Annotated in this window: 23 protein-coding genes and 1 pseudogene; 10 read left to right on the top strand and 14 right to left on the bottom strand. The window is 59.0% G+C overall.

Annotated elements, in window-relative coordinates; translation table 11 throughout:
- Positions 1-242 precede the first annotated feature (242 nt).
- The 7 genes from argR to acs form a co-directional block, all read right to left on the bottom strand.
- On the bottom strand, positions 243-1,223 hold the full coding sequence (argR, locus tag V6M90_RS11815) for a transcriptional regulator ArgR (RefSeq protein ID WP_003175658.1): 981 nt from the start codon (positions 1,221-1,223) through the stop codon (positions 243-245).
- 146 nt (positions 1,224-1,369) lie between these two features.
- Positions 1,370-2,134 carry an ABC transporter ATP-binding protein gene (locus V6M90_RS11810; protein ID WP_003175659.1) on the bottom strand — a complete coding sequence of 255 codons (765 nt, stop codon included), beginning with the start codon at positions 2,132-2,134 and terminating at the stop codon, positions 1,370-1,372.
- Positions 2,135-2,161: 27 nt separating this feature from the next.
- On the bottom strand, positions 2,162-3,274 hold the full coding sequence (locus V6M90_RS11805) for a succinylglutamate desuccinylase/aspartoacylase family protein (RefSeq protein WP_003175660.1): 1,113 nt from the start codon (positions 3,272-3,274) through the stop codon (positions 2,162-2,164).
- A 1-nt stretch (position 3,275) separates the two neighbouring features.
- Entirely contained in the window at positions 3,276-3,974 is a 699-nt protein-coding gene (locus V6M90_RS11800; protein WP_003175661.1) for an ABC transporter permease, read from the bottom strand.
- Positions 3,971-4,660 carry an ABC transporter permease gene (locus V6M90_RS11795; protein WP_003175662.1) on the bottom strand — a complete coding sequence of 230 codons (690 nt, stop codon included), beginning with the start codon at positions 4,658-4,660 and terminating at the stop codon, positions 3,971-3,973. Before V6M90_RS11795 ends, V6M90_RS11800 begins: the two co-directional genes overlap by 4 nt.
- Positions 4,661-4,752: 92 nt before the next feature.
- Entirely contained in the window at positions 4,753-5,538 is a 786-nt protein-coding gene (locus tag V6M90_RS11790) for an ABC transporter substrate-binding protein (RefSeq protein WP_332846504.1), read from the bottom strand.
- Between the two features lie 609 nt (positions 5,539-6,147).
- Complete coding sequence (gene acs, locus V6M90_RS11785) at positions 6,148-8,103, bottom strand: acetate--CoA ligase (RefSeq protein WP_003175664.1); 1,956 nt, start codon at positions 8,101-8,103, stop codon at positions 6,148-6,150.
- A gap of 396 nt (positions 8,104-8,499) precedes the next feature.
- Between acs and V6M90_RS11780 the strand changes: the two genes are divergently transcribed.
- On the top strand, positions 8,500-8,769 hold the full coding sequence (locus V6M90_RS11780) for a DUF2790 domain-containing protein (protein WP_003175665.1): 270 nt from the start codon (positions 8,500-8,502) through the stop codon (positions 8,767-8,769).
- 163 nt (positions 8,770-8,932) lie between these two features.
- Here V6M90_RS11780 and vapB read toward each other — a convergent pair whose 3' ends face one another.
- Positions 8,933-9,157: a type II toxin-antitoxin system VapB family antitoxin gene (vapB, locus tag V6M90_RS11775; protein WP_042945168.1), complete on the bottom strand. Its 225-nt coding sequence runs from the start codon at positions 9,155-9,157 to the stop codon at positions 8,933-8,935.
- Positions 9,158-9,652: 495 nt separating this feature from the next.
- Here vapB and V6M90_RS11770 point away from each other — a divergent pair, with 495 nt between their 5' ends.
- The 3 genes from V6M90_RS11770 (at position 9,653) to V6M90_RS11760 (ending at position 12,617) form a co-directional block, all read left to right on the top strand.
- Positions 9,653-10,903: a ribonucleotide-diphosphate reductase subunit beta gene (locus V6M90_RS11770; RefSeq protein ID WP_332846503.1), complete on the top strand. Its 1,251-nt coding sequence runs from the start codon at positions 9,653-9,655 to the stop codon at positions 10,901-10,903.
- 282 nt (positions 10,904-11,185) lie between these two features.
- Positions 11,186-11,899: an HNH endonuclease gene (locus V6M90_RS11765; protein WP_003175668.1), complete on the top strand. Its 714-nt coding sequence runs from the start codon at positions 11,186-11,188 to the stop codon at positions 11,897-11,899.
- Positions 11,900-11,969: 70 nt separating this feature from the next.
- Positions 11,970-12,617 (top strand): HAD-IB family hydrolase, encoded by a 648-nt coding sequence (locus tag V6M90_RS11760; protein ID WP_332846510.1) that lies wholly within the window; start codon positions 11,970-11,972, stop codon positions 12,615-12,617.
- 153 nt (positions 12,618-12,770) lie between these two features.
- Here the strand turns inward: V6M90_RS11760 and V6M90_RS11755 are convergent, their stop codons facing one another.
- Together V6M90_RS11755 and V6M90_RS11750 are read right to left on the bottom strand one after the other, a co-directional pair.
- Entirely contained in the window at positions 12,771-13,058 is a 288-nt protein-coding gene (locus tag V6M90_RS11755) for a type II toxin-antitoxin system RelE family toxin (protein WP_370694816.1), read from the bottom strand.
- Positions 13,048-13,335 (bottom strand): type II toxin-antitoxin system Phd/YefM family antitoxin, encoded by a 288-nt coding sequence (locus tag V6M90_RS11750; RefSeq protein ID WP_003175670.1) that lies wholly within the window; start codon positions 13,333-13,335, stop codon positions 13,048-13,050. Before V6M90_RS11750 ends, V6M90_RS11755 begins: the two co-directional genes overlap by 11 nt.
- A gap of 365 nt (positions 13,336-13,700) precedes the next feature.
- On the opposite strand from V6M90_RS11750, the gene V6M90_RS11745 reads away from it, so the two are divergent.
- Complete coding sequence (locus tag V6M90_RS11745; RefSeq protein ID WP_332846502.1) at positions 13,701-14,645, top strand: hypothetical protein; 945 nt, start codon at positions 13,701-13,703, stop codon at positions 14,643-14,645.
- A gap of 5 nt (positions 14,646-14,650) precedes the next feature.
- Here V6M90_RS11745 and V6M90_RS11740 read toward each other — a convergent pair whose 3' ends face one another.
- Positions 14,651-15,316, bottom strand: coding sequence for a DUF6933 domain-containing protein (locus V6M90_RS11740; RefSeq protein WP_003175672.1), 666 nt, complete (start codon positions 15,314-15,316; stop codon positions 14,651-14,653).
- A gap of 146 nt (positions 15,317-15,462) precedes the next feature.
- Between V6M90_RS11740 and V6M90_RS11735 the strand changes: the two genes are divergently transcribed.
- Positions 15,463-15,843 carry a helix-turn-helix domain-containing protein gene (locus V6M90_RS11735; protein WP_080547118.1) on the top strand — a complete coding sequence of 127 codons (381 nt, stop codon included), beginning with the start codon at positions 15,463-15,465 and terminating at the stop codon, positions 15,841-15,843.
- Here V6M90_RS11735 and V6M90_RS11730 read toward each other — a convergent pair.
- The 3 genes from V6M90_RS11730 to V6M90_RS11720 form a co-directional block, all read right to left on the bottom strand.
- Complete coding sequence (locus tag V6M90_RS11730; RefSeq protein ID WP_003175673.1) at positions 15,773-16,330, bottom strand: AAA family ATPase; 558 nt, start codon at positions 16,328-16,330, stop codon at positions 15,773-15,775. The two genes, V6M90_RS11735 and V6M90_RS11730, sit on opposite strands and share 71 nt — an antisense overlap.
- The gene (locus tag V6M90_RS11725; protein ID WP_181408580.1) at positions 16,320-17,063 is read right to left on the bottom strand and encodes a hypothetical protein; all 744 of its coding nucleotides are present in this window, start codon (positions 17,061-17,063) and stop codon (positions 16,320-16,322) included. The genes V6M90_RS11730 and V6M90_RS11725 overlap by 11 nt, the downstream gene beginning before the upstream one ends.
- Positions 17,064-17,170: 107 nt before the next feature.
- A complete protein-coding gene (locus tag V6M90_RS11720; RefSeq protein ID WP_003175675.1) occupies positions 17,171-18,229 on the bottom strand; it encodes an MBL fold metallo-hydrolase in 1,059 nt (352 codons plus the stop codon).
- A gap of 125 nt (positions 18,230-18,354) precedes the next feature.
- Here V6M90_RS11720 and V6M90_RS11715 point away from each other — a divergent pair, with 125 nt between their 5' ends.
- From V6M90_RS11715 to V6M90_RS30135, 4 genes and pseudogenes are all read left to right on the top strand, one after another.
- Complete coding sequence (locus V6M90_RS11715) at positions 18,355-18,981, top strand: TetR/AcrR family transcriptional regulator (RefSeq protein WP_003175676.1); 627 nt, start codon at positions 18,355-18,357, stop codon at positions 18,979-18,981.
- 190 nt (positions 18,982-19,171) lie between these two features.
- Positions 19,172-20,230, top strand: a complete 1,059-nt coding sequence (locus V6M90_RS11710; RefSeq protein WP_042945174.1) for a diguanylate cyclase — start codon at positions 19,172-19,174, stop codon at positions 20,228-20,230.
- A 223-nt stretch (positions 20,231-20,453) separates the two neighbouring features.
- Positions 20,454-21,263: pseudogene (locus tag V6M90_RS30140) on the top strand (PAS domain-containing protein); the annotation flags it as partial.
- Positions 21,264-21,815 (top strand): methyl-accepting chemotaxis protein, encoded by a 552-nt coding sequence (locus V6M90_RS30135; RefSeq protein ID WP_408637298.1) that lies wholly within the window; start codon positions 21,264-21,266, stop codon positions 21,813-21,815. It begins immediately after the preceding pseudogene.
- Positions 21,816-21,832: the final 17 nt, after the last annotated feature.

The raw sequence follows: 21,832 nt of genomic DNA, 5'->3' as shown, positions 1-21,832 counted from the left end.
AGTCTCCTGAAGAGGAACGCCTGCCTGGAACTGGCGGGCGATGCAGGGATTGTAAGGACAGTTTTCAGCGCGGCCTTGCCGCCAAGCGACAACTTCTTATAGCGCAAACCCAGGTTTTACACGGGTTTACGCCAATGCGACATATAGCATCGCAATGGCGCAGTTTAAACGGATGACAGGGATTTGCGGCAGCACCGTAGGAATTTTGCGCTATCGCGACAGCAACGCACGCACGCGCATCCTCAGCCGCGCTCGGACGGCACCGAAGACAATTCAAACGGGCTGCTGCTGCGCCGCTGGTTGCGGTCTTCACGCGGGGTGGCGCCGAAGAAGTTGCGGTAGGCGCTGGAAAAGTGCGGCCCCGAGGAAAAGCCGCATGACAAACCGATCTGGATGATCGACTTGCTGGTTTGCATGAGCATCTGGCGCGCCTTGTTCAGGCGCAGTTCCAGGTAGTACTGGCTGGGGACGCGGTTGAGGTACTGCTTGAAGATCCTTTCAAGCTGTCGTCGCGACACGCACACGTGCTGGGCAATTTCGTCGGTGGTCAGCGGCTCTTCGATATTCGCCTCCATCAACAGCACCGCCTGGGTCAGCTTCGGATGGCTGGAACCCAGGCGGTTCTGCAATGGGATACGCTGGCGCTCGCCGCCTTCGCGGATGCGCTCCACCACCAGCTCCTCCGACACCGCGCCGGCCAGTTCGGCGCCGTGATCACGCGCGAGTACCGCCAGCAGCAGGTCGAGCACCGACATGCCACCACAGGCGGTCAAACGATCACGGTCCCAGTCGAACAGGTGGCTGGTGGCGATGACCTTGGGGAAGCGCTCGGCAAAATCGTCCTGCCAACGCCAGTGCACGGCGGCGCGGTAGCCATCGAGCAGACCGAGCTGGGCCAGTGGGTACACACCCGCCGACAAACCGCCGATCACACAACCGGCGCGCACCAGTTGCTTGAGGGCAGAGCTCAGTTGCGAGGCGATCACGGTCGGCGGTTCGTCCGCCAGCAGGAACAGCTTCTGGAACCCTTCCAGCTTGCCGGCCCAAGGCTCGCCCGGCAGTTGCCAGGCGCCATCGGTGGCCGGCTCGGCGAGCAAAAACGACAACTCGTAGATCACCTCCGGATGCACCCGCTGAGCAACGCGCAAGGCCTCCTCAGCCAGCGCAAGCGTGAGTGCTTTTGTGCTGGGCCAAATCAGGAAACCAATTTTATGGGCGGTCATGGAGGGCTATCCGAAGCGAGTAACGGTAATGAAGACAAAGGCCAATGCTAGCCGGTAAACCAGCACAAATCTCAAAAACGATGAAGATCCAAATGTGGGAGGGGAGCCTGCCCCCTCCCACATAAAGCAGCGCCAACAGGAAAGGGCTATTTCAAGCTGCCGGAGAGGAACTGCTGCAACCGCTCGGATTGGGGATTGACCAGCACTTCCCTCGGGTTGCCGCGCTCTTCAACAATGCCTTTGTGCAGGAACACCAACTGGTTGGACACTTCACGGGCAAAGCCCATTTCGTGGGTCACCACCACCATGGTGCGGCCTTCCTGGGCCAGGTCCTGCATCACCTTGAGCACCTCACCGACCAGTTCCGGGTCGAGCGCCGAGGTGGGTTCATCGAACAGCATCACCTCCGGTTCCATCGCCAGGGCACGGGCGATCGCCACGCGCTGTTGCTCGCCGCCGGACATGTGGCCGGGGAACGCATCCTTACGATGGCCCACGCCGACCTTGGCCAGGTAGTGCTCGGCCTTTTCGCGGGCTTCTTTCTTCGAAACGCCCAGCACGTGCACGGGGGCTTCCATCACGTTTTCCAACGCGGTCATGTGCGACCACAGGTTGAAATGCTGGAACACCATGGACAGGCGCGAGCGCATGCGCTGCAGCTGTTTAGGATCGGCGGCCTTCAGCGCGCCGTCTTTGTTGGCGACCAGTTTCAGCTCTTCGTTGTTGAGCAGAATCTTGCCGGCGTGGGGTTGTTCCAGCAGGTTGATGCAGCGCAAAAAGGTACTTTTGCCCGAACCGCTGGAACCGATGATGCTGATCACATCACCGGCCGCGGCGGCCAGGGACACGCCTTTGAGCACTTCATGACTGCCATAGCGTTTATGCAGGTCTTGGACTTCAAGCTTGTACATGCGGTCGGTTCTCACAAAAACAGGTGGTCAGTCGTTGAGCAAGCGCCCGTGTCGCAGCGCGTCGCGCCCCGCCACCTTGGCCAGCCAAAAACCCGCTTGGGCATAACGTAGCCGTTCAACGGCAAACAACACCCCCGAGGTGCCCGCGCACAGAATGCTCACGCGGTCTTCCAGGGGGTCAATCACTTCAAAAATCGCTTCGCCCTTCTCAACCCAGTCGCCGGCTTTACGCAGGTAGCTGATCACCCCGGCGTGAGGCGCGAACAGTAACTCGGTGCCTTCGAACGGCAGGCCTTCGCACGGCTCAAACCGCGGCGCCGGCCATTCGCCCTTGATCAGGCCCTGCTCGGCGAGGAACGCGAGGATGCCTTCGGCGTGGAAGATCGCTTCATCGCGGCCGGTGTCGGCCTGGCCGCCCAACTCGAGGGTCGTGGCCAGGCACGCCAGCGGGATTTGCGCTTCGGGGAACCTGCGCGACAGCCGCAACCACGGCAGCGAGCACGCTTCATCAAACGAACTGCCGCCGGAGTCTTCCGCCAGCAGGCCGACCTTCACATTCAAATGCGCCGACAGCGAACGCCATTGCGGCCAGTGCTGAGGCAATGCGTACATGTGCAGCGCGGCTTCGGCGTCGCAGTGCAGGTCAAGCACCACGTCGGCGGTGCAGGCGTGGCTCAGCAGGATGCGTTGCATACCTTGCAACTGGCTGCTCGGCGCGGGCAGCGCGTTGAGCGCATCGCTCATGGCCTGGCGAATCATGCGCACATTGGCGTGGGCATCATCGCCCAGCTTGCCGTCCAGCAGCGCCGCGACCGGTTCGCTCAACTCGACGAAATCGCGGTTGAAATTCTTGCCGCTGCCCACCTCGAAACGCCCCTGGTGGCTGCCTTGCAGCAACTGGCCCAAGCCCATCGGGTTAGCCACCGGCACCAGCTCGATCACGCCGTTGAGCGCGCCCTGCTGTTCCAGCTCGGTGAGGCGTTTTTTCAGTTCCCAGGCGGCGCGCATGCCGGGCAGTTCATCGGCATGCAGGCTGGCCTGGATATAGGCCTTGCGCTCGCCGCTGCCAAAGCGAAACACACTCAGCTGGCGTTCGCAGCCCAGGTGACCCCAGGGCAACAGGTGATCGATACGTTCCATCTCAATGCTTCCGTGGAGCCAGGTAGCTCAGCCAGCGGCGCTCGGCCAACTTGAACAGGCGCACCAGGATAAAGGTCAGGCACAGGTAAAACGCACCGGCGGTGATGTAGGCCTCGAACGGCAGATAGAACTGCGCATTCACCGTGCGCGCCGCACCGGTGATGTCGATCAGGGTAACGATGGAGGCCAGGCTGGTGGTCTGCAGCATCATGATCACTTCGTTGCTGTATTGCGGCAGTGCGCGGCGCAGGGCCGACGGCAGCAGGATGCGGCGGTACAGCTTGTAACGCGACATGCCCATGGCCTTGGCCGCTTCGATCTCGCCATTGGGCGTGGCCTTGAGGCTGCCGGCGATGATCTCGGCGGTGTAGGCGCTGGTGTTGATCGCAAAGGCCAGGCACGCACAGAACGTGGCGCTGGACAGCAGCGGCCACAGGAAGCTTTCACGCACCGCTTCGAACTGCGCCAGGCCGTAGTAGATCAAAAACAGCTGCACCAGCATCGGCGTGCCGCGGATCACGTAGGTGTAGAGCCATGCCGCGCCATTGACGATCGGCTGCTTGGACACACGCATCAAGCCCAGGGGCAAGGCGGCGAGCAGGCCGAAGAACAGCGAGATGGCGAGCAGTTTCAGGGTGGTCAGCAGGCCGTCAAGGTACAGCGGCATGGACTCCCAGATGACGTTGTAGTCGAAGATCATAGATCAGCCGCCCTTACGCCTACCGAGTAGCGCTTCTCAAGATGACGCAAGGCCAGCAACGATACGCTGGTGATCACCAGGTACATCGCCGCCACTGCGAGGAAGAAGGTAAAAGGCTCGCGGGTGGCGTCTGCCGCCTGCTTGGCCTTGAACATCATGTCTTGCAGGCCCACCACCGAAATCAGCGCGGTGGCCTTGGTCAGTACCAGCCAGTTGTTGGTGAAACCAGGGATCGCCAGCCGAATCATCTGCGGCACCATCACCCGGAAAAACACCTGGAAACCGCTCATGCCATACGCCAGGCCCGCTTCGGCCTGGCCCTTGGGAATGGCCATGAAGGCGCCGCGGAAGGTTTCCGACAGGTAGGCGCCAAAGATGAAACCCAGGGTGCCGATACCGGCGGCCAAGGGGTTCAAATCGATATAGTCGTCGTAGCCAAGCATCGGCGCGACGCGGTTGAGCAGGTCCTGACCGCCGTAGAAAATCAACAGGATCAGCACCAGGTCGGGGATCCCGCGGATCACCGTGGAGTACAAGTCACCCAGCCAGGCCAACCAGCGCACCGGCGACAGGCGTAACGCGACCCCGATCAGACCCAGAACAATGGCCAAGGCCATGGACGACAAGGCGAGCTGAAGCGTCAACCATGCGCCATCGAGGATGACGGCCCCGTAGCCTTTCAACATGATTCAGGTCCTCGAAAAGGGGGATGAAAAAATGGCGCAAACTTCAGAGTGTTCTGTTGCTTGCGCCATTTCGGACAGACAGCTGCGACGATTTACTTGGCGTCAGCGCCGTAAATATCGAAGTCGAAGTACTTGTCCTGGATTTTCTTGTACTCGCCATTGGCACGGATCGCGGCGATAGCGGCGTTGATGCGGTCCAGGTTTTCCTTGTCGCCCTTGCGTACCGCGATGCCGATGCCGTCACCGAAGTATTTGGCGTCGGTGAACGACGGGCCTACAAACGCGTAGCCTTTGCCTGCGTCGGTTTTCAGGAAACCGTCCTGCAGCAGGGTGGCGTCGGCCACGGTGCCGTCGAGGCGACCGGCTTCCACGTCCAGGTAGATTTCGTTCTGGGTGCTGTAAGGAACGACGGTAGCGCCTTTAGGGGCCAGGACTTCCTTGGCGAAACGGTCGTGGATCGAACCGCGCTGCACGCCGATCTTCTTGCCCTTCAATTCATCCAGGCTGTCGCTGACGGTTGTGCCTTCCTTCATCACCAGGCGCGCCGGGCTCAGGTAGTAACGGCTGGTGAAGTCGACGGACTTCTTGCGGTCTTCGGTGATGGACATCGAGGACAGGATCGCGTCGATCTTGCGTACTTTCAACGCAGGGATCAGGCCGTCGAATTCCTGCTCGACCCAGGTGCACTTCACGTCCATCTGCTTGCACAGGGCGTTGCCGATGTCGTAGTCAAAACCGACGATGCTGCCATCCGGCGCCTTGGAGGCAAACGGAGGGTAAGCCGCTTCGATACCAATTTTCAGAGGCTTGCCTTCAGCAAAGACCTGCATGGACAGCACGGACAGCGCCAGGGCGCCCAACAGCACGAGTTTCTTCATCTTGGGACTCCATCGGTATAGGGCAAAACAGCAGTATGAGCCATGGCCCACGATGCGGCGAAGGTGAAACCGAAAGCGGTGCTGCGTCCTACGCCAGTTCAACACTGGAGACGACGAGCGAGTGATCGGCATTCTAACGACAGGCCGGAAGCCGATATTTCCTCAATGCGACAACAATTTACAGAAGCACCGAGAAAGCAGTTCCAGCTCATTGACAGCCTCTGAAATTTATGCAGAGACAAAAGACAGTAAACCTGTAGACGCTGCAAATTGCGGGCCTATTATTCGCAAAGCCTTCTGGCACGGCAAGTGTGGCGTTTAATCTTATTTCGGGGGATGTCTGGAATGGGGTTTTTCCAGGCAATGGCGTAGCGCTTTGCCTCATGTTTGGGCGACGGGTTACACATTTGCGCCGCTCGGTAACATTCAGAAACCTCCTACGTGATAAACCGATATTTATTGGACTGGTGAAGAGCCAATCCTGTCAGTCCACCTTCGATTTTCGCCATGCAATGCGGTCAACCTATGGGGCCCTCAGTGGTTTTGAGAGATGACAAAAAAGCCCCACTCGGCGTACACCGAATGGGGCTCTTTCCCACCTACCCCGCCTTACGCGACGTTCATGGTCTTGTGCGTTTCAATCAAATGCGCCACCACACCCGGGTCGGCCAAGGTGGAGATATCCCCCAACCCGTCATACTCAGCCGTAGCAATCTTGCGCAGAATCCGCCGCATGATCTTGCCCGAACGCGTCTTCGGCAAGCCCGGCGCCCACTGGATCACATCCGGCGAAGCAATCGGTCCGATCTCCTTGCGCACCCAGTTTTTCAGCTCCAGGCGCAGCGCCTCGCTCGGCTCTTCGCCATTTTTGAGGGTGACATACACATAGATGCCCTGGCCCTTGATGTCGTGCGGTACACCCACCACCGCCGCTTCGGCGACTTTCGGGTGGGCAACCATGGCGCTTTCGATCTCGGCGGTGCCCATGCGGTGGCCGGACACGTTCAACACGTCATCCACACGACCCGTGATCCAGTAGTAACCGTCCTCGTCACGACGCGCACCGTCACCGGTGAAGTACATGCCACGGAAGGTCTTGAAGTAGGTGTCGACGAAACGGTCATGGTCGCCGTACAGCGTACGCGCCTGGCCCGGCCACGAATCGAGGATCACCAGGTTGCCTTCGGCGGCGCCTTCGATCAGGTTGCCCAGGTTGTCCACCAACGCCGGCACCACGCCAAAGAACGGCCGCGCCGCCGAACCCGGCTTGAGCGCATGGGCGCCCGGCAGCGGGCTCATCATGTTGCCGCCGGTTTCGGTCTGCCACCAGGTGTCGACGATCGGGCAACGGGATTGGCCGACGTTCTTGTAGTACCAGTCCCACGCCTCGGGGTTGATCGGCTCACCCACCGAACCCAGCAGGCGCAGGCTGCTGCCATCCACGCCTTCGCAAGCGGCAGTGCCCGACGCCATCATCGCGCGGATCGCGGTCGGCGCGGTGTAGAGGATGTTGACCTTGTGCTTGTCGACGATCTTGCCCACCCGGGTGATGTCCGGGTAGTTCGGCACGCCTTCGAACAGCAGCGTGGTCGCGCCATTGGCCAGCGGGCCGTAGACGATATAGGTGTGGCCGGTGACCCAACCGACGTCGGCGGTGCACCAGTAGATTTCGCCCGGACGGTAGTCGAACACGCGCTCGTGGGTCAGGGCCGCATACAACAGGTAGCCGCCGGTGGTGTGCTGCACGCCTTTGGGCTTGCCGGTGGAGCCGGAGGTATAGAGGATGAACAGCGCTTCTTCGGCGCCCATCTCTTTGGGCGCACACACGGTGCCCGCCACTTTCATCAGGTCTTCGTACCAGATGTCGCGATGCTGGTTCCACTTGATCGCGCCGTTGGTGCGCTTGCATACGATGACTTTCTGGATGCTGCTGGTTTCCGGGTTGGTCAGGGCGTCGTCGACGTTGGCCTTGAGCGGAATCTTCTTACCGGCGCGAACACCTTCGTCGGCGGTGATCACCACCTTCGACTTACAGTCAATGATGCGACCGGCCAGGGCCTCCGGCGAGAAACCGCCGAATACCACCGAGTGGATCGCACCGATGCGGGCACACGCCAGCATGGCAACCACGGCTTCGGGGATCATTGGCATATAGATAGTCACCACGTCGCCGCGATGCACATCCTGGCCACGCAGGGCGTTGGCGAACTTGCAGACTTCTTCGTGCAGTTCGCGGTAGGTGATGGTGCGGCTTTCGGCAGGGTCATCGCCCTCCCAGATGATCGCCGCCTGGTCGCCACGCTCGGCGAGGTGACGGTCCAGGCAGTTGTAGGAAACGTTCAGGGTGCCATCAGCGAACCACTTGATGTCGACATGGTGGTCATCGAAAGAGGTCTGCTTGACCGCGGTGAAAGGCTTGACCCAGTCAAGGCGCTTGGCTTGCTCACGCCAGAAACCGTCGGGGTTGACCACCGACTGCTGGTACATGGCCTTGTAGGTCGCCTCATCGGTCAGCGTGTTGGCTGCTACTTCGGGGCGAACGGGGTACAGGGAAGCCGCACTCATCTTTCTTACCTCGGTGACAATCGTTGTTTTTGTATGGCCCTGTTGTAGCCGGGGCTGGCCTATAGAACCATTCGACGATGGTAGTAACAAGCCCCTACAAATTACCCCGACATCCTCCTTTGCCCCTCTGGCCCGCGGCCTGCGGCGCTTTGCCAGTTTGTGAAAAAACCTTTACCACAGGATTGTTACAAAAACCGCCAAAAGTGTTTATCAAAACTACGGGTATATGAATATAACCCGCACGCCTAAAATCGATTCCGCCAACCGGCACTGAGATTAACAACGCAACATCCCCCACGAAGGCAACGTTAATCCGAACTTCCCAACTTTTAAGTTACGCACGCGGCCTCATAAGGGCCCCGTGACCCCTTTCGCCCTGAAGAAGGTCAATAGAGAATGAAAGCGTTAGTAGTGATGGCCCTGAGCAGCCTGTGTGCAACCGCCGCCCTGGCCGACGAAGCCCCCACCGAACTGGCCGGCCAGAATGCGCCGGTTGTTGAGGACTACACCTACAGCACCCATCTGGACGTCGCCAAAGTTATATCCATGAGCAATGTTCCGAATGTCTGTGAAGTTGTACCGGTGAAGATGGAATATGAAGATTCCCAAGGCCAGCGCCATGTTCTTAATTATCACGTGATGGGCGATGGTTGCTCTAACGGATAAACAGTTTTCACGCTGGAAGCTTATTCGCCGCAAGAAATCGTTCTTGCGGCAAAGGCCCGGCCCCTGGCACGACGCGATTCAAATGTGGGAGGGGCGGTGCGACGATTCGACTTGCCCCCGATAGCGGTGTCAGCCGTACCGATGCAATAGCGCCAAACGCCCCCTATTCCGGCCTCACACCCTTAATTATCTCTTCCCTCTCTTGCAAAAAACCCTCATCCGCCCTAGGCAAATCCGCCAGAGATAACCAACTGGGTCTGGCTGGCCGCAAGATAATCGTGTTGCCCTCCCGACTAATGTCCAACTCATCCACACCGTCGTAAGCCATATCCGCCGGCAGATGAATTCTCTGCCCGTCGCCATCCTTTATGATTGAAATTGTGCGCATTAGAGCGGCCCCCCCTCGCTGATCTGCAGCAATTTATGGCAGCGCGTCATCGTAGAGCAATGCAAATATCTACAATCTGATCACCATTGCTCGCCTCAGTAAAAAACCGCCACCGCCCGTCAAAAATCTCCTACCCCGCCAAACCCCTGCAAACCCTCACTCTGGCCCAAATAGCAGCCTTTTTGTCCGCTCGCCGAGACCATCCGCCGCAACACAAACCCGAATTTTTCCCTATAATGCGCGGGTAAATCGGGCCTGCAATATCCCTTTACACAGGGACGAAGCACCAGACCGAGGCCTGCGCGCGAGCTTGCACCTACCGCTGCGCCCCTCAGCCTCATGCAGGACCCGCTACGCCATTTCCGTTTATTTGCCTGCGCGAGCTGCTGCAACAAACGATTCCTTAAGATCCACCGCGGCCCTGGGCCGTGTGAACACCCAACCATCCGGTTTCACACGGGCACCTTTGAGCCCTCACGCAGGAGACGACACGTCATGCTGAGCTGGGACGAATTCGACAAAGAAGAAGAAGGCGAAGTAACCGCCAAAGGCGCCAACGCCGGCCACGCCACCGAAGCCAACATGGACCGCCTCGACGGTGCCGGCGCCGCTGCCGCCGTGGAAGCCCGCGCCGTCACCGCCAATGATTCGGCCGCCATCGTGCGCGCCAAGGCCGCCCTGGACAAACTCGACGTCGCCGAAGGCCTCGCCGAACTCGAAGGCGCCTCCGCCCGCGTCGCCGTCGATGAAAAACGCATGATCAACTGCCGCGCCGACCTCAACCAACTCGTGCCGTTCAAGTACGACTGGGCCTGGCAGAAGTACCTCGACGGCTGCGCCAACCACTGGATGCCGCAAGAGGTCAACATGACCGCCGACATCGCCCTGTGGAAAAACCCCGAAGGCCTCACCGACGACGAACGCCGCATCGTCATGCGCAACCTCGGCTTCTTCTCCACCGCCGACTCCCTGGTCGCCAACAACCTGGTCCTGGCCGTGTACCGCCTGATCACCAACCCGGAGTGCCGCCAGTACATCCTGCGCCAGGCCTTCGAAGAAGCGATCCACACCCACGCCTACCAGTACTGCATCGAATCGCTGGCCATGGATGAAGGCGAGATCTTCAACATGTACCACGAGATTCCATCGGTCGCCAAAAAGGCCGCCTGGGGCCTCAAGTACACCCGCTCGATCTCCGATCCGAAGTTCGAAACCGGCACCGTCGACACCGACAAGGAACTGCTGCGCAACCTGGTCGCCTACTACTGCGTGCTGGAAGGCATCTTCTTCTACTGCGGCTTCACCCAGATCCTCTCCATGGGCCGCCGCAACAAAATGACCGGCGTGGCGGAGCAGTTCCAGTACATCCTGCGTGACGAGTCGATGCACCTGAACTTCGGTATCGATGTGATCAACCAGATCAAAATCGAAAACCCACACTTGTGGGATGCCGAGATGAAGGAAGAAGCGACCCAGATGATTCTGCAGGGGACGCAGTTGGAGATTGAATACGCGCGGGATACCATGCCGCGTGGGGTGCTGGGCATGAATGCGGCGATGATGGAGGATTACCTCAAGTTCATTGCTAACCGTCGTCTGTCGCAGATTGGTCTTAAAGAAGAATATCCAGGCACGACGAACCCGTTCCCGTGGATGAGCGAGATCATGGACTTGAAGAAAGAGAAGAATTTCTTTGAGACTCGGGTGATTGAGTATCAGACGGGTGGGGCGTTGAGCTGGGATTGATTCCCAAATCAAGTAACACTAAAGAGCCCTGACTTGTTCAGGGCTTTTTTATGCTCACTGGATTGAACAAGACCCTTCCTACGAAAACATCAGCCATGGATCGGTTGATGCAGAGAGCGAGCAAAGACGCCGTGGTGGCGAAAGCTCATGCAACCGTTCCCAATGAAGCAGCGAATCTACTAGCACAGACGACTGCCAATTCCGACCTGCCCGTAGGAAATTTCGTAGACTCAATAGTGGCTACTCAGTATCGTCCGAGGGTTTTCTACCCTCGGCGGCTGTATGGACATAACGAAAGACAAAACGGACTGGAGTGACGCGGAGCTGGCAGCTGCGGTGGAGGCTTACTTAAAGATGTTGGCCTGGGAAAAAAACGGCCAACCTTTCAACAAAGCCCTCGAGAACCGACTTCTGCGAGAAGGTCCGGTGGCAGGCCGTGCAAAGGGCTCCATCGAATTCCGCATGCAAAACATCTCCACCGTGCTTGTGCGTATGGGCTGGGACCGCATCGAAGGCTATAAGCCTGCCAAAAATGTTGGCACCGGCGTAGAACAACGCATCCGCCAAGCCCTCGCAGCGCAGGGTGTATTCGAATCCGAAGACGCCGCCCAAACAGCAGACGAGCAAACGCTTATCCGCCGCGCGTCCAAACTGCAGCAACAACCTTTCCCAAAACTACCGGACGGCATTGCCCAACCACAGAAAGTATCCACCGTCAGCACCTCCTTCGTTCGCGATCCAAAAGTACGCGCCTGGGTGCTGAAGGAAGCCAAAGGCATCTGCGAAGGCTGTGGCTCTAACGCGCCGTTCGAGGTCGATGGTCTGCCATTTCTTGAAGTACATCACGTCAAGCACCTGGCCCAGAAGGGTTCGGATCGCATCACCAATGCTGTAGCCTTGTGCCCCAACTGCCATCAGCGTTGTCACCAGTCGAGCGACCGGGAGGCATTTACCGAAGGGCTTTACGCCAAAATCGGAAGATTGGCACAGGAGTAGACTCCTGCTGTCACAGCTGATGCACGCTAAAACTATTAAATAGGACCGAGGCCAACCCGTGAACCCAGACATGCTCGAAGCCGGCCCCGCTGACGCCAAAGTACTTTCCGTCTTTGACTTCGACGGCACCCTCACCCACCACGACAGTTTCGTGCCCTTCCTCAAGTTTGCCTTCGGCACCGGCGCGTTCTATGGCCGGATGGTCAAGCTGGCGGTGCCGGGGCTGCGCTTTCTGGTGCGGCAGATCAGCCGGGATGAGTTGAAGGCGCAGTTGATCCGCACCTTTATGACTGGCGTGGAAAAGTCCTGGGTGCAGCAGAAGGCCGAGGAGTATTGCCAGCGCAATTGGGCGCGGTTGATGCGCCCGGCGGGTGTGTTGTCGGTGGAGCAGGAGTTGGGCTCGGGGGCGGTGGTGACGCTGTGTTCGGCGTCGCCGGCGCTGGTGTTGCAGCCGTTTGCCGATCGGCTTGGGATCCGCTTGATCGGGACTGAGCTTGAGGTGGTGGACGGGGTGCTGACCGGCAAGCTCACCGGGAATAACTGCCGTTGTGAGAACAAGGTGCTGCGGCTTGAGGCGGTGTATGGGGACTTGGGGGAGTATCGGCTCAGGGCCTGGGGCGATACGCGGGGGGATAGGGAATTGTTGGCGGCGGCGCAGGATGCGCATTTTCGGCACTTTCATGCGAAGAAGAAAAAGCGGGCCCGGTTGCAGCGGTGATGCGGGTAATTGGGATCGGTGGAACACCGAGTCGATCCCTTCGCAGCCTCGCTGGGGCTCGACAGCTCCCACAGTTGAGCGGTTTAGGCTTGAGGGTCGCGCACTAGCATGGGGTGCTTGGGGTTGAGCGGTTAAACCAGGTTAACTCAATGCTTATCGGCTCTTGGCCGAATCGTAGACAGTGCTACGCTCGCGCTTACCCACCGCTAATACGAGGATGACTATTCGATCGTCCTCAACACGGTAAACCAGCCGGTAGCCGGCCCCACGTAATTTGATCATGTAGCAATCCTTCATTCCATAAAGCGCATCACCTGGAACCCGCGGGTGATCTTGGCGCTCTTGAAGTTTGCGCAAAAACTGATGACGAAGTGTACCGTCCAGTTTTTTGAGTTCCTTTAATGCCTTTGGATCCCACTCAATACTAAACTCAATGCCCATTGGCGATATCCGCCTCTGCCTCAGCAATCAGCTCATCAAGGGACACCCGAATCAGCACCTCCTTGGCGTCCAGCCTCTCCTTGACCAATTGCACCAGCTCCAGCTCATCAAGGCGTTCAACCATTGCCTCGTAGACGCTTGCCGGTACCATATAACCCATCACGCGATTGTGGTTCAGGACAGCCACCGCCGAGCCGTTGGCTCCGTTCATGACGGATGACGGGTTCTTTTTGAGTTCGGATACGCTGACAGCCACGTCAGCCAGAATGAGTTGCATGGAGATCCCCCTTTAAAATAGGTCGTTATTTAGGTCTTTTTTTCGCTTAACTACAAGCGGCTGACGGAGCGATTGCAGCTTTTCCAAACATGTTCAGTCGTTGAAGGGCTCTTTAATTCGCTGATTGCCTGAGGTGATTTTTGTTTGATGCATAGGCACCCTTCTCCGGGATGGGAAAGACAATAAAAGTCAGATGGCTTGCTGCCTATGCGGAAAAATGTATCGATACAAATAGCGCGCTCGCCAAGTGAACCGAGGCGCTCCCTTCGCAGCCTCGCTGGGGCTCGACAGCTCCCACATTTGTGCTTCGTAAAGACTGATATTTGCGTAATATCCAGCCATATCTCTCACGGACCCGAGCCCCCATGAAATTCGACACGGCCTACAGCCTGAGTCTCGACGACAAACTGTCGATCTACGACGTAAGAGACCTGAATTTCGACGAAACCGCCGCCTACGATTCGGAGCAGGACAGCTTCCTGTGCCCCAACGATGCCTGCCGCCTGGCGTTCGAGGCGGGTAATGCGCTAAGCACCTTCAACGCCAAGAACGTCAACTACCTGCGCACGCCGCACTTCAAGAACAAGACCAGCACCCGGCATATCGACGGCTGCCGCTACGCCAGCAATCACAAGGCCGCTACGGGTGAAAGTGATGACGAGCGCGAGGACCACTTCCCGTCGGAGTTCGTACTGACGCGCCGCCAATACGAACGTAAACCCCCAGCGAGTGGTATCGAAGGAAACGTCCCACAAGAGGTCGCCAAGTCTCCTGCGCATCGTGTGACCGCCTCTCACAGTGCCAACGACACCACCCCGGACAAAACCAGTGTGTTCGCCCACCCGGTGGAATGCTACGTCTCCAATATCGACGACAAGGACACGCTCAAGTCCATGCCGCTGAAAATCGGCGACCACACCGCGACCTACTGGACGTTTTTCAAGAAGATCGAGTACCTGCAGGACAACAAGGGCTTGATCTACTGGGGCAAGATCAAGGCCATCAAGGATTACACCAGCAGCTTTCGCATCGACTTCGAAAAGAAGGTGTGGCTCGATAAAAAGCCTTACTCAGTCAACGTCTACCTGAGCAAAAAACTTATCGAGAACTACCGCAAACGCACGGCGTTCCTGGAACAGATCAAGGCCGCGGTGGACAGCGAGCGGGCCTTGTATTGCTTCTTCTACGGCGTGACGCCGGAACTGAAACAGGTGCCCAGCAAGAAAAACCCCGAGCAGACGTTCGGCGTGTTCAGTGCCAATATCGAGAACCTGGACCACCTGATTATTCGGGAGGCGCCGGGGCTATAAGCATGTCAGGGCATTGCGCCTGACAGAGATGCCTGCCGATATTGCTCGCGGGCTCGTTGGGCTGTTGCCGCGTCCACGCCGCCCACTGCCGTCAACCAATGGATGAGCATTTCCTGGTCGGGCCATCCATAGCCTTTTATCCCGGCGATCGTTCTGGGTGTGCGGTTGATCCCCACGTCATAGCGCCTTGCGCTCCATGGCTGCGTCACGAAGTCGAAGTCTTCGGCGTTCCATTTGAACACTCGGAGGATTTCATTGATTTGCGTCTGGCTGCTACGGTCGCCGCGCTGGAGCAGGCGATAGGATTGCCCTGCGTCGCTCATTAGACGTGCGCAAGCCTGCGGGTCGATCATGTCCAGTACGCCGCACTTCAAAGCCATGTCCATCACGCCGTCTACCCAGCGATGGATAAAGGCCTGCACAAAGCTTGCGTCATCGGCCTTTGCCATATCAAAGAACAACATGCTGTAGCGCGTCTTCAAATGGATGACTACCAACACATGTTTGCGTTTGACCGTTGCGGCGTGGACCAACCATTGCTCAGGGTCCGCCTGCAACTCAGTGTCGCCAGCACTCAAGGCTACGACTTTTTCAATAGGTGTGATTTTTTTGCCCTTGTGGATACGGCTGAAAAAGTCGCAGGCGGCTTGAGAGCAATTGAACGTGAGCACAGCAGATTCCGGGGATAAGTGAGTGGCATCGCTAAAAGTAACGCAAACGGGACAGCAATAAAAAATAATCAGTTGATGAGCGGTCAAAACAACTGTACAAAAACACAGTATAGTTTGCCCTCCCCCGTCGAATCCTGGAGAACCCCATGTCCTCTCTGGCAATGAGCTCTTTCGTAGAACAGCAGATCGTCCTGCATCAATTCACCGCCAAACACAGCGTACAGGCCCGCGCCATGCTGGGCTGGAGCCGCGAAGACCTGGCCCGCCAGGCGGGCGTAGCGGTGGAAGCGATTCAACAGTTTGAAAGCCAGGCTGACGTGGGTGATGAGACCCGCCTGGCATTGGCCTTTCGGCTGGAGGCTGAAGGGTTGGTGTTTTTTCCGGGGTTTGCGCCGGGGTGGGGTATGAGTGCTCGGCGATTCGAGACCCCCCCTGCCGAACCGACTGCACAAGGCGTCATCGCTCGGTGGATGGGCTCAACAACGGTATCAATCGATCCACCAACGCCTCAACCGAATGGTGCGTAGAGTCCAACCGGATCACCGGACACTCCAGCGCCTTCAACCAGGTTTCATGCCGACGCAAGCTGCGCAGGCTGTGGTTGCCTTCGTCGTAGCGCGCGGCCCAGGCCAGGAAGGCGATGCTGTTGTCATGGCGGCTGCCGCCTTTGAGGATCTGGTCACCATAGCGTTGCACTTCCCGCAGGCGCAGGCGCTGCAAGCGTACTTGCGGGTCCAGGCGCAGGAAGACCACGTGGGTGAATTGCTCAATCATCGGGTCACCCCAGCCGCACAGCGAGCCGGACAGCACCCAGCCTTCAAGCCCGGCGGTGTGCTCCTGCAACAAACGGATGCGTTCACCCTTGAGCCGGGCCACGGTGAAGGGGGATTCTGTTTGCTGCCAGTAAAAGTCGTCGGTGTCGAAGTAATCGACGTTCAGTCGTCTGGCCAGGGCAATGCCCAGGGTGGTGGTGCCGGCACCCGCAGCGCCGAGGATGTGAATTCTATAAGCCATGCCGTAAGTCCATCAGGTCACGCACGCTGCGATAACTCTGTACCAGGTCTGCCAGCGAATCCCTCGACCAGCGAGCGGCGTAGAACCACAGCGTCGCGCCGTCATCGAGTGGCTCGCGGATGACCGGATAGCCACTCCAGCAGGCCGCATGGAAGGCATCGCTCTGGCTGTCCGACACCAGGGCATCCAGCCGATATTCAGTCACCCGTTCATCGATTTCATTACGGGTATGCAGGTTGAAGTACAGGCCATCATCCGGCAGTTGTGCCGGCACCGGCAACAGCTGCGCACCGGCGCTGCGCAACACATCCAGCGCGCGACTGAACGAAGCACGGTGTTCGATGGGGCAATGCTCATCGCCACGCTGATATCGGTCGGCAAACCCCACGCGCCTGCCAGCCAAGGTGCGTGCGCAGGTAAAAGCGCTGTTGTTTTGCACCAGCGGCACTTCCACCATCACGGGCTCTGACGGGTCTACCCCGCTCAAGGCGATCAATGACAACGCAGGGTCACGCAGGGGTTTGAGGGGAAGCGCGAGGGCGTTGTATCCAGGGACCAGAACGCCAGGATGAGCCGGTGCAGGCTCGACATCAAAAGCAATACTGCGCGGGCTCGCGCGCTCGGCGGGAGGATGGGCAGCCGCGGTGCCTGCGGGTTCCATTAACGCAGGCGGCGGTTGCATCGTCGGGCAAGGCAGCCCCGCACGCCAGTATTTCCTACAGCTGCATTCCATCAGAACGCCCCCTGAAAAGTCTGTTTCGGGGGATGATCGCACCCTTCACCGGCGCTTGTCGCAGCTCTGAAACAGCTTGCAAACTCCTTTTTCCGACAGCAGCGCTATCAGCTCATGAGTGGCGCCTGCGCGCCCAGTGTTTCCACCTCCAGCCACCATGCACAGCCGCGCTCGGGCTGGCTCAGGCTGAATGCCTGCCCCATCGGTGGCGTGGTAATCGACACATTGCGTTCCCAGGCTAACGCCATAATGCGATCAAACGGTTCATGCCAGGCATGAAACGCCAGGTCGAAGGTGCCGTTGTGGATCGGCAGCAGCCAGCGGCCCCTGAGATCGATATGCGCCTGCAGGGTTTGCTCCGGCTGCATGTGCACGTGGGGCCAATCGACGTTGTAGGCGCCGGTTTCCATCAACGTCAGGTCAAACGGGCCGTACTGTTCGCCAATGCGCTTGAAGCCGTCGAAGTAACCGGTATCGCCACTGAAAAAGATTCGGCGTGGGCCGTCGATCATTACCCAGGAACACCACAGGGTCTGGTTGGCATCGAACAGGCCGCGCCCGGAAAAATGCTGCGCAGGGGTGGCGATAAAACGAAGGCCATCTACCTCGGTGCCCTGCCACCAATCCAGTTGACGGACCTTGCCGGCCTCCACCCCCCATTTGATCAACAGGTCGCCCACGCCGAGCGGCGCAAGAAAGTACTGGGTCTTGTCGGCCAACTGCATGACGGCCTTGCGGTCAAGATGGTCGTAGTGATTGTGGGAAAGAATCACCGCCTCTAGGGCGGGCAGTTCTTCAAGGCTGATCGGCGGTTGATGGAAGCGCTTGGGACCGGCCCAGCTGAACGGCGATGCGCGTTCGGCGAACACTGGGTCGGTTACCCAGAACTTGCCGCGCATTTTCAGCAATACCGTGGAATGCCCAAGGCGAAACACACTGTGGTCAGGCGCCGCCAACAATTGCTCGCGGGTCAGCGGCTGCACCGGGATCGTTCCCACCGGTCGCGTGCTGCGTGGTTTGTTGAACAGCATGTTCCAGAAGATACGCAAGGTTTTGCCAAACCCACCGTGTGGCACCGGCGGGTTGTTGCTGAAGTGCCCCTGGCCTTGCTCGGCAGGCTGGAGCGCGACAGGCGAAGGGTCGACACGGGAAGAGATAGTTGCCATTACAGAGTGACTCCTACGGTCCGCTCACGAATTACACTGCACAGTGTAGTTTCAAGATTGCAACAAAATCCGGAGCAAGTAAACTACCGAGTGTAATTTTGCCGCCCAAGAGCCGAACGCTACCCATGACTGCCCCTCTACGCCTCACCGACCGCAAACGCGAAGCCATCGTGGCTGCCGCCATCGCCGAGTTTCGGGCCAACGGCTTCGAGGTCACCAGCATGGACAAGATCGCGGCCACCGCCGGCGTTTCCAAGCGCACGGTGTACAACCACTTCCCCAGTAAGGAAGAGCTGTTCGCCGAGATCCTTCACCAGCTCTGGGCCAGCAGCGCAGCGCAACTGGACGTCAGCTACGCCAGCGAACGCCCCCTGCGCGAACAATTGCGCGGTTTGCTGGAAGCGAAGATGAAGATGATGTCGGACGCCAACTTCCTTGATCTGGCCCGAGTTGCCATTGCCGCCACTATCCATTCGCCGGAACGCGCGCAAGACATGGTCAACCGCCTGAGCCAGCGTGAAGAAGGCTTCACCCAATGGGTACGCGCCGCCCAGCAAGACGGTCGCCTCTCCTGCACAGACCCGGCGTTTGCCGCCCACCAGATCCAGAGCATGCTCAAGGCCTTCGCCTTCTGGCCACAGATCACCCTGGGCCAACCCACCCTCGATGCAGCCAGCCAGGCCAGCGTGATTGAGTCGGCCATCGACCTGTTCCTGGCCGGTTACGAAATCGTCTCTCCTCGGCAGGCGTAAACCTCGGTTGTATGCGCGACATTTAAGGTCGCTTTTGACGCATTCGCCCTCTGTTTTGCGCAAATGGCCTCTAAGGCCACTGATTATTCCTGCGCGAATCACAGACAATATTCACCCTTCTTATCCGATCAACGGTTAGCCCCGCGAGCGCGTGCTGTCGTACTGCAAAAACGAGCTGCCCCAGGAATTTATGGAAAACAGACAAGGCAAAGGGCTTTCGTTCGCCAGGCGTATCTACAGGCCAAGGATCATCGGCGCCGCCATGTGCAGCATCGGCGTGATCGCCGCCCTGTATCCACTGCCGATGCCTGGCTGGATCTGGGTGCTGCTGCTGATCAATGGCGTTGTCTGGCCGCACCTGGCGTATCAATTGGCAACCCATGCCAAAGTCCCCTACGACGCCGAACAGCGCAATCTGGTGTATGACGCCCTGTTCAGCGGGTTCTGGGCCGCCGCCTTGCAATTCACCCCGTTAACGACGGTGACGCTGCTGTCGATGGTGTCGATGAACAACGTCGCCGCCGGCGGCAAACGTCTGCTGTTGCGCGGCGCCCTGGCGCAGTTGCTTGGCGCAGCCGTGGCCGCTCTGCTGTTCGGCTTCAAGTTCAACCCCTCTGTCAGCCTGGAGCAGGTGTATGCCTGCCTGCCGATGCTGACCCTCTATCCTATGGCCATCGGCATGGTCTGCTACCAGTTGGCGATCAAATTGTCGGAACATAAACGCGCGCTCAGTGCCCTGAGCCGCATCGACAGTCTCACCGGGCTGCTCAATCACGGTTCGTGGAAAGACCTGCTGCACCTCAAATTCCACCAATGCCAGCAGCAACACAGCCAGGCCACCATCGCGCTGATCGACATTGACCATTTCAAACGGATCAACGACACCCATGGCCATATTGTCGGTGACGCCGTACTGCGCCAACTGAGCCTGGAGTTGCGTCGCAACCTGCGGGACGACGACCTGGCAGGGCGTTACGGTGGCGATGAGTTCTGTGTGATTCTTCCGCAAATGCGCCAGGAAGAAGCAGCGCGACGCATGGAGCGCATGCGCGAAATCTTCAGCAACTACCGCAACCCGCAAATCCCCGAACTGCGCGTGAGCCTGAGTATTGGTTTGGCGGATTACCAGCCCTTCTTCAGTGATGCCGCCATGTGGCTCAACGCTGCGGACCGGGCGCTGTATGCAGCCAAGGACACGGGGCGCAACCGCGTGAATGTGAGCGACGCGCAGATCGCCCATACGGCTTGAAGCCGTCGCACCACATCGCGGCTGAATGTCCTGGCTGACGGTGGCAAAAAAAGCAAAATGCCACCACCGGTCGCCATCCCAAAAAAGGTCCTGCCCTTGAGGCGAACTTCTCGTCAGGCTGATCACTCTTAACCCTCTGTTACCCCCCCGCTGTCAGCATCAGGACGCTGGCAATGAGCACGTCAACCGTAGGCCCGGCGCCGAACGGGGCAGGCGCCCACGCATGGAAAACCCCGACGACGTTTGCTTGCCCGAGCCACCGAACATGCTATTCAACGCCCATAAAAAAACCATCCATTCGCTGCAACACATGGTCGCTCATCAGGCCAGCATGCTGGACGCGATCGAGCGCTCCATGGCGGTGATCGAATTCGACCTGCAAGGCACGGTGCTGCGGGCCAATGACAATCTGCTCAAGACCCTGCACTACCGCGCCGAGCAGATCGTGGGCCAGCCCCATCGGATGCTGTGTACACCGACGTACAGCCGTAGCGCCGAGTACCAGCAGTTATGGTCAAACTTGCGCAGTGGTCAATTCCAATCCGGGACGTTCGAACGCGTGGCTGGCAACGGTCAATCGGTATGGCTGGAGGCCAGTTACAACCCGGTGCGCGATGACACCGGCCAAGTGATCAAGGTGGTGAAGTACGCCATGGATGTCACCTCGCGCCTGCAAGCCGAAAGCGAAGCCAACGCCAAACTGGAAGCTATCGGCCGGGCGATGGCGGTGATCGAGTTCAACCTCGATGGCAGCATCCTTACGGCCAATGCAAACTTCCTGCAGCGTATGGGCTACAGCCTGGCGCAGATCCAGGGCCAGCATCACCGCCTGTTCTGTACCCCGGCGTTGGCCAACAGTTCGGCATACCGCGATTTCTGGCAGCGCCTGAACCAGGGCGAGTTCTTCAGCGGCCAATTCGAGCGCGTGGATAAAAACGGCCGGCCGGTCTGGCTCGAAGCCAACTACAACCCGGTGTACGACGCCAGCGGGCGGCTGTGCAAGGTGGTGAAGTTCGCCTCGGATGTGACGGACATGGTCCGGCAACATGCCGCCGATACGGCAAGCGCCGCCCAGGCGTATCACATCTCCCTCAACACCCGGGACATTGCTGAAAAAGGCGCCGAGGTGATCCAGCAAAGCGCCAACGACATGCGCAACATTGCCGCCGACATCGACAGTTCATCACACCTGATTGCCAAGTTGGGCGAGCGTTCGCAGCAAATCAGCACCATCGTCAACACCATTCGCGGCATCGCCGACCAGACCAACCTGCTGGCCCTCAACGCGGCCATCGAGGCGGCGCGGGCGGGCGAGCAAGGACGCGGGTTTGCCGTGGTGGCCGATGAAGTTCGGCAACTGGCCGCGCGCACCAGCGGCTCGACCACGGAAATCTCCAGCATGATCGCGATGATCCAGGACGAGACCCGCCAGGCCATCGACAGCATGGACGGCACCCGCGACCGCGCCGCCCAGGGTGTGGACCTGGCCAACCGCGCCGGCACGGTGATCCTGCAGATTCGCCAAGGCACCAGCGAGGCGGTGCAGGCGGTGAGCGCGTTTGCCAATGAGCGTGGTGGCCGCTGAGCAGGCCTTGGTTATTC

It is taken from the genome of Pseudomonas lactucae (genome assembly GCF_036688725.1).
In the GTDB taxonomy this organism is placed as follows: Bacteria; Pseudomonadota; Gammaproteobacteria; order Pseudomonadales; family Pseudomonadaceae; genus Aquipseudomonas; species Aquipseudomonas lactucae.
The sequence above is the reverse complement of the archived record's forward strand: the minus strand, read 5'-3'. Positions and strand labels throughout refer to the sequence as shown.